Genomic DNA, 15,877 nt, shown 5'->3' on the forward strand with positions numbered 1-15,877 from the left:
TAATAATTCGTTTTAAGAAGCTCTATCTTGTTTCACAGGCAACACTTCGCAGTTCAATTGGTTCAGCGCATCTGTGGTATATGGATAAAGCAAAATCCCGCTGTCCCAGTCCGCGGTTTTCTCAGCGCCAAGCGCATAGCCACCAGCAGTTCCTGCGACAGTGCTTCCAGCGATCAATAAACCAGCAGGCAATCCAACGCCGCTGAACACAAGCACAGCGCCAGTTGCTAATCCAACGCCAGCGCCAGTTCCTGTGCTCCATATTTTATTCATGTATCCTTTTTTTCCATACAAAAACAACACTGCGTAATCATCTTTTGTAGTAACAGAATCTTCGGTCTCTTTATCATAAAGTAATTGCAGCGCGTCATCAGATTGAAATCCTTGGAGATAATCAGTGTAAGACATCGGTTCGTGCGTATACAACAACGGTGCAGGATTATCGTCGAGATAATCTAAAACTCCAGAAATTTCTTGTGGTGTGCTGTCAAATTCCAAAACACTGCAGAGCACGCAGTATTGAGTAGAGCCAAATTGTGTTTCAAACACTTCATATTGTCCTTCACCCATTTTATACCAGCAGCGGGCAAGCGCGTCAGCAGCTTCTTCTTTAATCTTCTCAGGATCAACACTTTCCACAGAAACATATTCTATGGGGCATTGCACTTCGTCATAGAGTTCCATGCCGCCAATGTTGCCGATTGCGTTAATCTCAATGCTTTTTCTGCAGGTGTCAGGAATGTTCTGCGCAGTTCCCACTGCTGCGGTTTTCTGATAAAAGATCAGCAGCACCACGAGAACAAGACCTAAGATAATGAGTCCTAACAAAAATTCCATTTGCATTGCTTTTTTGTTGGTTTTCATGGTTCGGGATATGTTAGGAATAAATATAATCGCAAGTTTCCGTGCCAGTAAGTGTTTCAGTAGAGTAAACTGCAATTGCATGGCTTGGATCTTTCCAAAAATCTTTGTTAGGGGGAATAAAACTGACAAAAAAGATAGTATAATCTTTTGATGTTGTTAGTGGTTTAGTGTTGAGGTCATCTCCCACCTGAATCCACACATTTGTTGTTACTGGCGTGCCTGACGAAATACCGAAAAACCGAAGTATTTCATTTTGATCAGTAAATGCATATTTCATCTCTTTGTAAAAATAATCATAATAAGTTATTGGTTCTTGTGTCTGTAGAGAGAGAGGTATTTTCGTCTCCTGAAGATAATCATATAGATTCCCAACATCTTTTTTTGGTGAATTTTCAAAATGGATCTGGCTGCAAACCACACAAACACTATCAAAGGTGAAGGATGAAGAAGCGAAAGGATCAACCTCTCCTTCGCCCATTTTATACCAGCATTCGCGCATCTCCTCAGCAAAAACCTGTTTCACGTTGGCAGAATAATCTTCTTCATTCTCAGAAGCATAATCTCTCTCACTGTCATCAACAGTGTAGGATTCAGCAGAAAGAACAATATTTTTTCGAGGGCATTCAAGATCAAGAGTACTAATGCCCAAGCTAACATCCGAAATTTTGCCAGAAGCAACAACACTAAGTCTGCAGCTTTCGACATCTCCTTTGCTTGTTGTCCAGTCAAAAACACGAGCAGAAAAAAACGCAAGAACTAAAACAATGACAACAAGAATAAGAAGACCCATAGTCACTTTCTGCGCTTCCACTTCTCCTTTTTTTCCTTGTATCATAATTATTCACATCACAATCCAAAGATCATACTCAATTTATCTTTTACACCAACAACGAGAATAATAAGAAGGACAATAAACAGAATAAGGACAATCATTTGTGTTTCCGTCATTGCTTTTTTATCAACCATACATATTTTCTGTGAAGAGACGTATATAAATTTTCGTATATAGTTGAGGACGCATTTATTCAAATCTTATTAATGTCCTCAACTATTCAGCCAAAGACTTTTTTGTTCGATTATTTATGTCTTTGGCTATAAAGAGCTCCACAATTGTGTTGCAGACATTTTCTCTCATTTTAACAAATAACACTTCAAAAAAGATTGGGGATTCAAAAGCACTGCAAGGCGATTCAAGCAACAGTAAAGCGAATAGTTGCCAAACAACAAGCAAATACACGCACCAGCAAAAGTAAAAAATGTCAGGGGGACCCATTGCGTGAGCAATGGGGTATTATTGAACTATAAAACCAAGCAGAAAATAAGAATATAAAAATGAAAAGAAAATAAAAAAATCAATCAACCAATAACAGGAATGCAACAAACTTGACTGCTATCAACTTCGCCATCATCGTCTAAGCAACTTCGAGAATTATCTTGCACGTAACCAGACGAGCAGCTGTAATCGCAGACATTGCCGCTAATGGATTCGCAGTTCGCAGTAGTAGTCGCAAATTGTCCGATCTTTCCAGTGAAGATAAACGCCAACACAACAAGCACTAATAATGCAAGTACTGCAATAATAATAACGTTGATAGACATGCCTTGTCCTTTTTTCATAAATTGTTTCATAAAAACACCTCTTTTCTTATCTCATGCAGTTCAGGATATTTAAATCTTATTGACAAACATAACATTTTCAGCTAAACCCGCATCCTCCAATACAAAGATACACGTTCAAATCCTGTTGGCTTGGATACAATCGTAATGCAAAAGGTTCTGTTGTTCCGCCCATGGACGCGGACAAATTGCCACTGGAATAATAAATAATTTGTTGGTTGGGGGGTGCAATCGCAACAAATTCATATCCTGTATCCGCGTATCCCCATTGATCAAGAGTCTGCGACAAAATTGTTGCGATCGTCGCATTTGCGTAAGGACAAGAATTTTGCCCATCCCCGCAAGTAATACTCCCTCCAGAAAATGGATTCTTCGCGCAATCGATAAGGAGATCTTGAATGGTGGTGTCATCAGTGCATCCAGAGGACGTTTGAAACAATGTATTGACAAAAGACTCCACGAGTTTGCTCGTTTCATAACTCTGCGTCGTATCAGTCTTCTCTGAAGTAAACACCACTTTCACCACAAAAAGCAATGCAAGAGAAAGAATAACGACAATAATCATAAGCCCCATCATTTCAATTTGTCCTCTCCTCAATAAGCTATTCCGAGTCATGAATACACCTCAATAGTAATGTAGCCAAAACTATAACTGTCGGTTACTGGATCATAGAGCGTGACAGGTGTCCGAAACGGTTGAGCGCCACTGCTTTCTGCAGCGTAAGGATATTCATAGAGTACAACTTCTTCAGAAGTAGGATAGACAGAAGTCACCACAACACCAGAGTTTTTGAAAACAATGGAACTATAATACAATGAATTGTCTGCAATAGTTTCTTGCAGTGCTTCAATTTTCGAAAGATCATAACAATCGAAGACGACAGTTGCGTCGACAGTGCAGGGAATTTCCGCAAGATGCCGGACTCGTTGTTCGACAGCGATTGCGTCAAGCTCTTGCGCTTCCTGTAAATCTTGTTTGCCAGTAAACAGCTGAATCTTCGCGTAAAAAACCATTCCTCCTGCGAGAAGAATAAAGAAAATGATGAGCACAATAATGGTCTCTCCAGTTTTTAGTTGTGCTTTTTTCTGCGTCATCTCAATACACCCGTGGGCATCCTTTGATTTGCGCGTATTTATTATTGTCTTCAAGAGTCGTCACCGCGTCCCGAACTGCGATAATATCTGTGTTCTCAGGATCAAGCGCTTCAGGAATTGCTTCTATTGCGTCTTGAATAGACTCTTCAAAATAATACGTGCAGTATGAAAGTTCAGGATCAGCTTCAAATGCAGAATAAAGCTGTGCAGTTCGTGCGCTATACACTGCGCCAACAAATTCCGCTTGATACAACGCTTTCTGGACATTGCAGGTGTAGAAATCTTTGTTCGCGGAAAAAAGTGCGCCAACAAGCAAAGGTAATCCCACATATTCAGTAGTACCATCATAAAAAGTAATCTCTCCAGAGTCTTCGTCTCCATCAACATACACAATGTCCCATGTTCCATCGCTTTGTGCGCCGAGTGTATCTTCTATTGTGGAAGTAGACAACGAATTTGCATCGAGAAATGCAATAATACGCACATAAGCATCATTTTTGTTGGTAATACTAAACGCAGATGCGCTATCGACTTTCACTGTCTCTTTAGTGATATAACTATTTTCTGCGAGGAGTGTATTCACAGTATACGCAACACTGCTGTGGCTATCATCATACACAATAACATAACGCGCAGCGTCAGTAGTCAAGTAAAGAAAGTTTGCGATTTTGTAGGGCAGCGCCCACTCAAGCGACCATGTAATTAAGTTTGTTCCTTCAAGTTCTCCGAGCGAAAAGAGCACTTGTGTTTCTGTGGATCGTGCGATGCCGCCGCCAGAAAACTCTGAAGGACAGCCAAACGTGCTGCAATCATATGGTGAACAAGTAAAAGAAAGGGTGATGTCAGGGATTGTGGTGGTCATTGCAGTTTTTGGGCTTTCTTGCGCGGTTTTCATAAGGGACTCAAGTTGCAATACTATTTCGCCAGTAATTTTTTGTTCTTGTGTTCCTTTGTACCACATTGCGACGCCGACAAAGAAGCTGAGAATGAGTGCGCCGATAAGAAGAACAAAGATCCAGTTGAATTGCACATCAATTTGTCCGCGTTTGTTTTTTCTGAGCATTGTATTTTATGATGAGTATTTCTTTAAATCTATTCTTATAATTATGTCTTATTATTACTTGTGTTTTGGATAACATAAATCATGTTTTTTAAGGAATGAAATTCAAAAGACGCTCGACTAACGCTCGCGTCTGAGCACACAGGCTCTCGCAGGAACGCTCGAGCCTGTGTGCCAGAGAATGTCAAACAAAAACAACAACATGGCCAGACGGAACAAAATTTGTTTCACAAATTTTGTGGAGTAGGACAAGCTTTTTGGCGTAACGATGGAGAAGAAAGCCAAAAAGTTGGCCGTCTGTGCCATCGTTGTTGTTGTTTTTGTTTAATAAAGAAACATAATCATAAAGAAAAAAACAGAGAATAAACAATCTGCTCCCTTAAAAAAGAAACATATAAATACTCTCAATACAAAAAACAGTCTAAAAAAGGGGTCAATGCCAGTGCGAAAAAGAGTACTCTATACTTTTATATCTATATTTATTCTTTTCATCCTCTCTTCTCTCTCTGTTTTTGCGGGATATTGCGCAAACCCAGGAGAATCCACATATTGTAGTGGCACAGTAGACAGTGAAGACTGCTGTCCCTCAAGCGCAGACTATTATGGAGAGTATGGCGCGCCAGAAGATCAAAGCGATTGCGAAGATAATTTCTATTCCAGCACGAGTAGTAGTGTTGGTGGATTCTGTAGTGATGCGGGTTGTTGTTATATCGACAGTGAACAAACATGTAGTGATTCATCTCTTCAAGGAACTTGTGAATATGATGGTGGTTCGTGGGTTACTGACGGCTGTAGCGCAATCACGCAATGTACAGAAGGATGCTGTATCTATAACGATGGTGCGACATTCACCTCAGTAATCAGTTCATCAGGTTTCTGTAGTATAAGCGTCGAAGGAACATTTGACAGTAGCATCACCTCAGACAGCGAATGTTCAGACCTCGCAGCAACATACACAGAAGCAGATATCGAATGCGCGGATGGCGTAGACAATGATGGCGATGGACTTGAAGATTATCCATTGGACACAGGATGTAGCAGCGCGACAGACAGCAGTGAAAAAACAACACTCTACGCATGTGATGATGATGAAGATAATGATGGAGATGGCGATACAGATTATCCTGATGATGCAGGTTGTTACGCTGCAGACACCGCAAGCGAAGAACTTGGTGATCTTGACGCATGTAGCGAGGGAGAAGTCAGCACTGCGTGTAATTGTTATGTCACGAGCGAAGAAGACGGAACATATTGTGAAGAAGGAAATTACTGCATAGATGGCGTTTGTCAAAGCAGCAGTGATGCAGTCTGTACAGAAGGAGAACGCGAATATTGTGGTGTAGAATCAGGCACAGGGTGTTTGATGTATGAAACATGCGAAAGCGGAGCATGGAGTTCATGCGATGTCACCAGCTCTTGTGGTCTCGAACCAGAAGTATGTGATGATTCCACAGATCAAGATGGCGATGGATTAAATAATTGCGATGATTTGGATTGTTATGAAACCGCGTGTGGTTCTTCGCGAGAAGACAGCAGTTGCTTAAGTGAAGATGGCGCAAGTAAAGGATTCTCTTATGGCGGCACGTATGTTTGTTGTAGCACGACTAATGTAAATGACTGCGAAGGAGATGGGACGTATGAAACCTGCGGTAGTTGTGCGTGTGAAACAACACCTATTGATCCAGAAATTGATGCGATCGAATATACATTAGGAGAAGCACAATTAACAATCAGTTGGTCGCTTTCCTGTTCTGTAGAATTTAATCTCAGGCGTTGCACAGGAGAAAGTTGCACAACAGATATCACGGATTTAACAGATGCGGAAATTGAAACAGCATATCCAGATATTGTTGGCGCAAACATTGAAGATGCGTGGGAATATACAGACACGACAGTTGGAGTAAATCAATATTATTGTTATGTCGTCGAAGCAGTCTATCCTGATGGTACAAGCACATATTCAGAACCTTCTTGCATAGAAGACAGTGGCGATGCGTGGTGTCAGCAGATGACCACCAGCGAGTTTTGCATTGACGCGTATGATGGCATGAGTGAAGAATTGATTTATCGTGTGGGTTGTACATCAGAAAATAAAGTAAGTTATATTGAAAATTGTCACGTGGAATATGGTTCTGATTATATGTGCATTGGTCCGTATAGTGATGGCACGACAAGTTGTGAATATCAGAGTGATTGTGCAACTTGCGGTGATCCATTAGGAATCTATGCAATTCTTGATACAACATATCTCTATAACGATGACGATGCGTATGATGGCTATCTCTGCAGCGCAATTCCAATGTGTTATTATGATTATACATTAACAACAACGGATTCATTCCAAGAATGCGCAGATGTCAGCAGTTGTTATGATTATGGAAGTCAAAGCGCGTGCGCAGAACAATATAATGCAGAAGGCTACAATAACAAATGCCTCCAAAGAGATTGCGATTGGATTGAGTTCAGCAGTGGCGATGGAATTTCCAACGGCATTTGCAAAGAAAAAACAGCAGACTATGCGCGCTGTGATGCGTGCAATGACGCGGTGAAGAATGGCATCTTTGACGCGTGCACAGCAACACGATGTGAAGAGTTTGGCGTCGAAGATGCGACGTGTTATCTCAGTGGCTTAACAAATCAGTGTACAGATATTGGAGATTTTACCTGTACTGCGTACGAAGATTCCGCAAGTTGTAGTGGAGATTATAATGTAGAGATTGATGAAGACACCAATGAAATTATTGTTGAAAGTCAAGACACGTTAGGGCTCGGTCTCTGCTACTGGAATGGCGAAGAATGTTACAAAGACGCAAATGGCGATGGTGCACAAGATGATGGACAAGAAGACATGACTCCTCCATCAACAATCGTTCTCACTGCGGACAAAATGAGCGCAATCAATATCACACTTCTTGCCACAGATTATGATGATGATGGCACAGCAGGATCTGGGGTCAAAGCATTGTATTATTGCCTCAGCGATGATGGAAGTTCATGTTATCCAGATACGGCAGCAGAACTATCCAGCGAAGGACTTGCAAGTATAGAACTTGGCGATGGCAGTGGGACATACGCGTTGTATTATTATGCAGAAGATTATTCAGAGAACCTTGAAGTCGTCCAAGAGTATTCATTTGAAGTGGACAAGCAGGCGCCAACAATCATCATTGATTATTATGTTTCTGTGGACACAAGCGAGCCATACGACGAATCTGCATTAACATTCGATGTCAGTGTGGATGAAGAAGCGTATTGTACAGACTCTTTTGAAACAGGAGAAAGCGGATTTGAAGAAGAATATAATGATCACTTTGTGTCAAAATTCGAAGACCTCAGCGATGGATATTATTTGTACACAGTCACGTGCACAGATAGTTTAGGAAATACAGGCGATGCGTTTGTCCTCGCGAGAGTAGATGCAGACACCTCAATCTTTGATAGCAGCCCAGAATATTACGTCGATGATGCGACAGTAACATTGGAAGTCAAAACATTGCAAAGCGCAGATTGTGGCTTTAGTGAAAATGTCGAAGAAGAATCTTTTGAAGACATGGAAGAAGGATTTGAAGCAGAAAGTGCAGACGGGTATTACCTGCACACAAGAGACTGGACATTGACAGATAATGGATTATATTTCTTTGATGTAAAATGTGAGTTAGATGATGGCACAGAAGCAGATGATGAAATTTCGTTTGTCTATGATGACACTGCGCCAACAACAACAGTAGTAGACAGCTTTGGAAATGAGTTTGACTTTGCAGCATTTTACACAGGAGAAGAACTCGACATGTACCTTTCCTGCGCAGATGATCCGGAATATGGATTTGGTTGTGAAGAAACATATTATTGCCTCGACACTGAAGAATGTGATCCAACAGACGAATATGATCCAACAGATTCCATTGAGTACAACCTCAGTGATGTGAGCAGATTAAATCTCTGCTATTACAGCACAGAAGCAACCTATTTAGAGATGGGTGGTCTTGAAGAAGATGTTTCCTGCACAGAAATAAAAGTGGATAGTTATGACCCAGAACTTATCATCTCTAGTCCAAGCGATGGAGAAAGTGTGTTTGTGCCCTATGTCACAGTCACTGGAACAGTCGAAGACAGTGATGCAACAGAAGGCACTGCGATAAACACAGTGACAATAACAGTGAAACAAACAGATGGAACAGAAGTCACCTACACAGACGACGCGAGCGACGGATTTAGCACAACAGTGGATCTTTCCTTAGAAGCAAACGAAAGCACATACAATTATATCACGGTGTATGGAACAGATCGCTCAGGGGCGACAACAGATGAAGAAACAGTTCGTGTAAGATACACCACAGAATTAGGCGAAGCGGCAATCTGGATTGAAGAGCCGGCGAATGGTGTTTCTGAGGAAACAGACTTTGACTTTGTCATTGGAACCTATCTTGAAGCAGAAATATGTGGCTACAGTAAAAATAATGCAAGTCTGAACAAATCGATTGCACTCAATCAAGTCGCAAGCGACACAAGTGGAGAATATCTCTACAGCGCGCCATATTCTATTGATGAATCAAAAGACGGCATTGAAGAATATGTGTATGTGAAATGTCTTTTAGTAAACGGCGTCGAATATGCGGAACGATTAATCCTGGAATACGACAGTACAAAACCAGTAATTAAAGATATTGAAATCATTAATAGCGATGGCAAAGATCCACCGAGTGTTGTGGAGTCTCCATTAAATGTGCAACTCCTCGTCACGACAGATGATCGCACAAAATGCAAATATAGTTTCGACAGCGGCGACGGATTTAGTACAGGAATGGATAAATTTACAGGCTATGATGACGCAGCGTACGCAACAGAAAATAGTGATACCATTGAAGATGTGGATGATCTCACGTCATACACATTGTATGTCGCGTGCCAGAATGGCGCGTATATGACGTCAGAAACAGAAAGTCTTGCGTTCAGCATTGACAGCAGTGCAGCGTCAGGCATCTATCTCATTTCGCCAGAAGCAAGCGGCAATAGAACATTTACGATAAACATTGGCACCACACGAAGCGCAAGCAGTTGTACGTATGGAACAAGCGAAGATGCAACAACGAGTGCAATGACTGCAGTAAGCGAAAAACAATACAAAACAGGAAGCATAACAGTCAGTGCGGATGGTAATTACACATATTATTTCACGTGCTGGTTTGTCGATGGAGAAAAAACAGATTACTTTACGTTCCCAGTGGATACAACAGCGCCAGTGATTGATTTCATTGAAGATGGTGATGTCAGTTATTCTAATACATCACTTTCAGCAACGTGGAGCGCAAGCGACAGCTTAACAGAAATTGTAGAATATGTCTATTCCATTGGCACGAAAGCAACGTACAATGATACAGTGACGTGGACGTATACAGATAATGAAACCGCGCTTGTCGATGCGTTAGATCTCAAGAATCAATCCACGTATTATTGGAATGTCAAAGCGCAAAATGAAGTAGGATTATGGAGCAGCACAAGCTCTAGCGATGGGGTCTTTATTGACGCGAGTGGTTCTGGCACAGATGATGATCTCAACGCGTCAACAGTGGGAGAAATTGATTATCATGCGTGCGCGAATGGCGTGCAAGATGATGATGAGACAGACGTCGATTGTGGTGGCAGTTGTGATGCGTGTAAAGCAGGAAGTATGTGTGAAGTAAGCACAGACTGTGTCAGCGTCAATTGTGAAAATGGCATTTGCGCAGAAGCAACATGCACAGACAGCATTATCAACCAAGGAGAAAGTGATATCGATTGTGGTGGCAATTACTGTGAAGCGTGCAGTGAAGGAATGAGTTGTGTCTATCACAGAGATTGCGCGTCAGGATATTGTACCTCCAAGATTTGTACTGCTTCGAGTTGTGATGATGGCGTGAAGAATGGAGACGAAACAGGCACAGATTGTGGCGGAAGCTGTGATACATGTGAAGATGTAACCTTGCAAACCAGTCCTGCAGCATCGAAAGAAAGCGCAGATGAAGAAGGATGGAGTATCTGGACATGGGTCCTAATTATTCTTTTAATTATCGGCACAGGTGCTGGCGGATATTATGGATATATTTACTATATGAAGAAAAAAGGAAAATTACCTCCTTCATTTAACGCGTTTGGCAGTCTTGGAAAAGGATTACCTTCGCTAAGTACCTTGAAAAAATTACCACAACGAATACAAATGCCGTCAGTGCAAAAACCATCGCTGCAAAAAATATTGCAGCAGAAGCAACAAACACGCGATAAAATCTTTGGCGCGTTTGAAGAAAAACCAAAAGGAGCTCTTGGTGAAAAACTCCAAGAGAAAAAACCTGCTGAAAAAGCAGCGCCTGCAAAAGCTGTTGCAGAAAAAGAAACAAAGGAAAAAGCGACAAAAAAAAAAGAAGCGCCAAAGAAATTGGGTGAAGGACTTGTAATCAAAAAGCCAGCGAAAAAAGAGCCTTCAAAATCATTTACTGCATTAGAGAGATTAATCAAGGAAAGAAAGAAATAAAACATGGGCAAGAACAAAAAAGCGCAAACTTCAGAAATCTTTTTCTTTATTCTTGCGATAGTTATTATTGGTCTACTCCTTTTGTTTGGCGTTAAATATATTATGGAACTGGGGAGTAAAGTCAACCAGATCGAGCTTGTCCAGTTTAAGACAGATCTTGAAAATAGTGCAGATGAATATAGACCTGTGTATGGAAAATGGAAGAAGTTAACCTTCTCTGTTCCAGTAGGAATACTAAAAGTCTGTTTTGTGCAGCATGAAACATTTACTGCCGCATCAATCTATTATCAAGAAGAAGGACTTTGTAAAAATGATCATGAAGATTATAATCTATTCATGTGCAATGCCTGGCAAGATGACACAAGCAGAAATGTTTATACAGATCCGTTCGATGAGCTTGAAGTAGGCATTGATCTTGGTGCAATAGAAGTGGGAACAGCAGATCAAAATTATTTGTGTATAGACACAACAGATCATATTTTACAAGTGAAGATGACAGGAAAAGGAGACCGCGCGCTGATTGAAGAATGGAGCTAAGTACTCCTTTCCAATAGTGCAAAAGCTTTTAATATAGTAAACAACAAAGTTCGACATAAGAAGAAAATGTTGTTTACTATTCCAGTAACGGACATAAAAATAGTCATTCCGTTACTCATACTGCAGGAGTTGTAAAAAGAGCACGAAAGGGGTGTTTTTGTGGGATTATTTGATGCGTTTAAGAAGAAGAAAGCAGCAAAACCAGTCCAAGACTTAGAAACACCGCCGATGCCAGAGGCAGTGCAAGGTCCAATGCAGCCAGCGCCAGGATTTGAAGAGTATACTCCTGCACCACAACAATCGCAAGGATCTTCTCCACAATATCCGCAATTCCCTCCTGCACAACAATTTTCTCAACAACCAATGAATTTTCCAATGTCTCAGCAGCGCGCAGTGCCACAGTTTCAGCCAAGTGCGCCGTCCTTTGCGCCAGGGGCACAAATTCCTCCAATCGGAATGCCTCCTGGAGCAGACATGAATGCGCAATACGGAGAAGTGCCTGAAGAAATGCCGATGCCAACGCCGCCAGAAGAGATGGCAACACCGCAAGGGCAAGGACAACAGCAAAGTGTTTCAGAAATGCCTCAAGTAACGCTCTTTGGTGGCGCACAAGAACCACAACAACCACAATTCAAATTTTATTATGGTCCTGAAAGAGCAGGGCAAAGCAGCGAGAGCACAGAGCATGGAGAAATTCCTTTTGACGTGACACAGGAATTATTACATCTGCCCCAGATGCATCAAGAAGAGCATCCAGAACTTCATCCAGAAGAAGAAGAAGAAAAGCCATACCAATTTATGTCGCAAGAGCGTGCAATTCCTCAGCTAAAAAAAGAAAGTTCGCATATTTCCAAGCAATTCATTACTGTCGCTACGTTGTATGAAGTAGGCGAGCAGCTCGTGAATATGGGTGAAGATCTTGCGTTGGCGAAAGATACTGCGTTCCGTTTGACAGATCTGAATGAGCAGGAAATCGAGCAAATGGTCAAGTGGCAGGCGTTTCAGCAATCAATGGAAATGCGCATTGCGGAAATTGATAAATTATTATTCAAAGCATAATCAGGTGAAAATCTATGGCACAAAAACCAGTGTATGTAAAACTTGAAGAGTACAAGAATATCCTTGCGTTAGTGGATACGTTAAAAGCGCAATTAATGAGCGCGAAAGACACGTTGAATGAAATTAGAAAATTAAAGCAGGAAGAAGATGTAGAGTTAGAAATCTGGCAAACAGTAGTCGCAGAAATAGAAAATAGAATTCATTTTATTGATAATACAATAACAGAACCAGAAGAGATGTAATGTAGAAACATAAATCCTCGAGAGAAAACCATGGCAAAAAAACAAGCAATGAGTGAAGAATTATTTTTCATCAATGTTCCTGAGCCAAAGGACGTGCGAAAGAATTTGTTAGAGGCGTCGCAGCAGATTTTGGAAGGAATGAAGAGTTATGAAAAATACAAGAAGCTCAAAGCAGAAAAGTTGCGCAAAATTGAGCAGTTAAAAACAACGACTGTTCAGATTCGCGAGTTGGCAGGAAAGCTTCGTGCATGTTTGCCGACAGTGAAAGGCATTCCAGAAAGAGCAAAAGCATCTCCTTTGGCGCATGTGACGCAGATTGAGTTAGAACAATTAAATTCTGAAATTAAAAAGTTGGAAGAAGAATTACGCGTGTTGAAGTAGGTTTTGAGGATTAAATTTTAATCGTTTTCTTTTATAGTGTAATCTTCTTCTCTTAATCGCCCTACTGCTTTTTTGAATCCTCATGTCTTTTTTTATATAAATAAAAAATGGATGGATTCTGATGGAAGTCTTTGCTGAGCGAATATTTTTCTGCGGTTTGTGGAGTAATCTATTCAAAGAAAATGAGAGAATACTTTTATAAATTAGTAATTTGTTCTCAATGATTAGATATTGCGGATGTGCCGGAGTGGTCAAACGGGACAGTCTCAAGAACTGTTAGCTTAGTGCTTACGCAGGTTCGAGTCCTGTCATCCGCATTTTATATTTTTTTCAAGAAATTATCTTCTAATTTTAGTATCCTCAAACGCAACAAACAATGCTCCTTGGTCACCAGTCACGTATGCGTGCCAGGGATAATGAATAACTCCTTTTTCAACAGTAGAAAAAAGTGGATGTGCATGACCAATCTTCATTGGAATCCTTTCGTATTCGGTTCCTTCATTTTGTGAATGATATTTCACCATCCAGCCATTGCCGCGAAGTTGCGTGTGCCACTCAACAAATTGTACGTTTGAATCTCCAATATTATGTCCTTGATTTTCAGCATGATTGTGAATACCTCCATTTTTGTTTGGTACAAGATACCATAAATTAATGCGAATCCCGTCAACTTCAATCTTTGGATCTGTTCGATGACAGCCAGGTGCTGGTTCGATCCATTTCATCTCAAGGCCAGAAAGAGGCTCATACACTTCGCCAGAACTACGTTCATAACAGAGAAATGCAAGACTCTCTTCTTCTGCATGAAGAGCAGTGGAAGAATGGTACTGCGCAATATCATATCTTTTTTCAGGAACAGCAGCAAGCATTTGCGCACCAATAGAAATGCTTCCGCGAAGCATGTTGACAATCACAGAAAATCCTTTCTCTGTATGATATGTTTTCCCTCGAGCAAGAGCAAGAATCCGCATGTCATAACCAGAAGTAATAAAGCCAGGTTTCGAAAACAAAACCCCTGCTTCAGGTGTTTTCCAGTGCATATTATTTGATCCAGTAAGTGGAGGTATTTTCATAAAGGGAGTAGAGCTTTTCCCTTTTAAAATTTTAACACCCAAATCCCCCACAACCCTTAAAAACCAACCTGCGTTTTACTCTCTAAATATGATCAAGATACATACGATTGGCGGTTATGAAGAAGTAGGCAGAAACATGACTGCGATAGAAGCGGAAGATGAGATTATTATTCTCGATATGGGTCTTCATTTAGAGCCCTACATCAAGCTGCAGGACAAAGAAGGAAAAAACCCCTTGAGTAAAGAAATGCTCATGCAAGTCGGCGCAGTCCCTGATGACAGCAAGTTAGATAAAAGTAAAGTAGTGGCGATCATCCCATCACACGCGCATCTCGATCATATGGGTGCAATTCCTTATTTAGAAAATAAATACAACGCCACAATTCTTTGCACCCCTTTCGCAAAAGAAGTGCTGCAAAAAATTACACAGGATCACTACATGAAGATCCAGAACAAAATAAAAACATTGGAAACAGGAAAAATCCACAAAACAAAAAATTTTGAAATAGAACTCATCCCCGTTACCCATTCTGTCATTCAGACAGTGATCGTCGCAATCACCACAAAACAAGGAACTATCCTCTACGCAAATGATTTTAAAATTGACAAAACTCCCACCTTTGGAGAAAAAACAGATATAGTAAAGCTCCAAAAATATAAACCAATTGCGTTAATTTGTGATTGCATTAAAGCAGATCAGGAAGAACCAACACCATCAGAAGCAAAAGCAAAAGAAATGCTGGAAACAGTGTTTGAAGAAAACGATTTTGAAAATAAAGTAGTAGTCATCTCTACATTCTCTTCACACATTGCACGTTTACAAACAATCCTCGCGTGCGCAAAAAAAATTAATAGAAAAACAGTCTTCATAGGTCGTTCGTTGGCAAAATATGTGGAAGCCGCTGCGATTGCAGAAGGCATGACTGATTTTCAAGACGTTGAAATTATAAAGTACGGAGATCAAATCAAAAAAGGATTGAACAAAATTATGGAAAATAAGTATAACTATCTTATCGTCGCGACAGGACATCAGGGCGAGCCGAACGCGGTATTAACAAAGCTTGCCATGAATCAACTGCCACTGAGGCTGCTGCCTAACGATGTGGTTATTTTCTCATCAACTGTTATTCCAAATGAAGAAAATATTAAGAATAGGTATGTTCTTGAGGAAGAGTTAGAAAGAAAAAAAGTCACTGTTTTCAGAGACATTCACGTCTCTGGTCATGCAACAAGAAACGATCTCAAAGAATTTATTGGCGCGCTCCATCCAAAGCATCTTATTCCTGCGCATGGACCTTTCGAAATGCAAAAAAATTTGCTCAGCATCGGAAAAGAACTCAGCTATAGTGATGAATTCCTCCATTATTCGAAAAATGGGACGATGCATGAAATTTCTTAAACAAAAATCTTTATAAAGTACCAGAGATTCACTTTTTCAGTAGTA

General features: G+C 40.7%; 13 protein-coding genes and 1 tRNA gene. 7 read left to right on the forward strand and 7 right to left on the reverse strand.

Features of this window, described 5'->3' with window-relative positions; all coding sequences use genetic code 11:
• Window positions 1–12: 12 nt before the first annotated feature.
• The 6 genes from HZC31_02220 to HZC31_02245 form a co-directional block, all read right to left on the reverse strand.
• Entirely contained in the window at window positions 13–864 is an 852-nt protein-coding gene (locus HZC31_02220; protein MBI5002175.1) for a hypothetical protein, read from the reverse strand.
• A gap of 13 nt (window positions 865–877) precedes the next feature.
• Window positions 878–1,699: a hypothetical protein gene (locus tag HZC31_02225; GenBank protein ID MBI5002176.1), complete on the reverse strand. Its 822-nt coding sequence runs from the start codon at window positions 1,697–1,699 to the stop codon at window positions 878–880.
• 521 nt (window positions 1,700–2,220) lie between these two features.
• Window positions 2,221–2,493 carry a hypothetical protein gene (locus tag HZC31_02230; GenBank protein ID MBI5002177.1) on the reverse strand — a complete coding sequence of 91 codons (273 nt, stop codon included), beginning with the start codon at window positions 2,491–2,493 and terminating at the stop codon, window positions 2,221–2,223.
• A 67-nt stretch (window positions 2,494–2,560) separates the two neighbouring features.
• A complete protein-coding gene (locus HZC31_02235; GenBank protein MBI5002178.1) occupies window positions 2,561–3,097 on the reverse strand; it encodes a hypothetical protein in 537 nt (178 codons plus the stop codon).
• The gene (locus HZC31_02240; protein ID MBI5002179.1) at window positions 3,094–3,576 is read right to left on the reverse strand and encodes a hypothetical protein; all 483 of its coding nucleotides are present in this window, start codon (window positions 3,574–3,576) and stop codon (window positions 3,094–3,096) included. Before HZC31_02240 ends, HZC31_02235 begins: the two co-directional genes overlap by 4 nt.
• A 1-nt stretch (window position 3,577) precedes the next feature.
• Complete coding sequence (locus tag HZC31_02245; GenBank protein ID MBI5002180.1) at window positions 3,578–4,639, reverse strand: hypothetical protein; 1,062 nt, start codon at window positions 4,637–4,639, stop codon at window positions 3,578–3,580.
• A gap of 433 nt (window positions 4,640–5,072) precedes the next feature.
• Between HZC31_02245 and HZC31_02250 the strand changes: the two genes are divergently transcribed.
• The 6 genes from HZC31_02250 (at window position 5,073) to HZC31_02275 (ending at window position 13,677) form a co-directional block, all read left to right on the forward strand.
• On the forward strand, window positions 5,073–11,141 hold the full coding sequence (locus tag HZC31_02250) for a hypothetical protein (protein MBI5002181.1): 6,069 nt from the start codon (window positions 5,073–5,075) through the stop codon (window positions 11,139–11,141).
• Window positions 11,142–11,144: 3 nt separating this feature from the next.
• The gene (locus tag HZC31_02255; protein ID MBI5002182.1) at window positions 11,145–11,678 is read left to right on the forward strand and encodes a hypothetical protein; all 534 of its coding nucleotides are present in this window, start codon (window positions 11,145–11,147) and stop codon (window positions 11,676–11,678) included.
• A 159-nt stretch (window positions 11,679–11,837) separates the two neighbouring features.
• Window positions 11,838–12,737: a hypothetical protein gene (locus HZC31_02260; protein ID MBI5002183.1), complete on the forward strand. Its 900-nt coding sequence runs from the start codon at window positions 11,838–11,840 to the stop codon at window positions 12,735–12,737.
• 14 nt (window positions 12,738–12,751) lie between these two features.
• Entirely contained in the window at window positions 12,752–12,979 is a 228-nt protein-coding gene (locus HZC31_02265) for a hypothetical protein (GenBank protein MBI5002184.1), read from the forward strand.
• Window positions 12,980–13,009: 30 nt separating this feature from the next.
• The gene (locus tag HZC31_02270; GenBank protein MBI5002185.1) at window positions 13,010–13,360 is read left to right on the forward strand and encodes a hypothetical protein; all 351 of its coding nucleotides are present in this window, start codon (window positions 13,010–13,012) and stop codon (window positions 13,358–13,360) included.
• A gap of 233 nt (window positions 13,361–13,593) precedes the next feature.
• A tRNA-Leu gene (locus tag HZC31_02275) sits at window positions 13,594–13,677 on the forward strand.
• Between the two features lie 21 nt (window positions 13,678–13,698).
• Here the strand turns inward: HZC31_02275 and HZC31_02280 are convergent.
• Window positions 13,699–14,433 carry a hypothetical protein gene (locus HZC31_02280; protein ID MBI5002186.1) on the reverse strand — a complete coding sequence of 245 codons (735 nt, stop codon included), beginning with the start codon at window positions 14,431–14,433 and terminating at the stop codon, window positions 13,699–13,701.
• Between the two features lie 88 nt (window positions 14,434–14,521).
• Between HZC31_02280 and HZC31_02285 the strand changes: the two genes are divergently transcribed.
• Window positions 14,522–15,832 carry an MBL fold metallo-hydrolase gene (locus tag HZC31_02285; GenBank protein MBI5002187.1) on the forward strand — a complete coding sequence of 437 codons (1,311 nt, stop codon included), beginning with the start codon at window positions 14,522–14,524 and terminating at the stop codon, window positions 15,830–15,832.
• The last annotated feature ends 45 nt before the right edge of the window (window positions 15,833–15,877 follow it).

This window comes from Candidatus Woesearchaeota archaeon, assembly GCA_016214075.1.
Classification (GTDB): domain Archaea; phylum Nanobdellota; class Nanobdellia; order Woesearchaeales; family DSVV01; genus JACRPI01.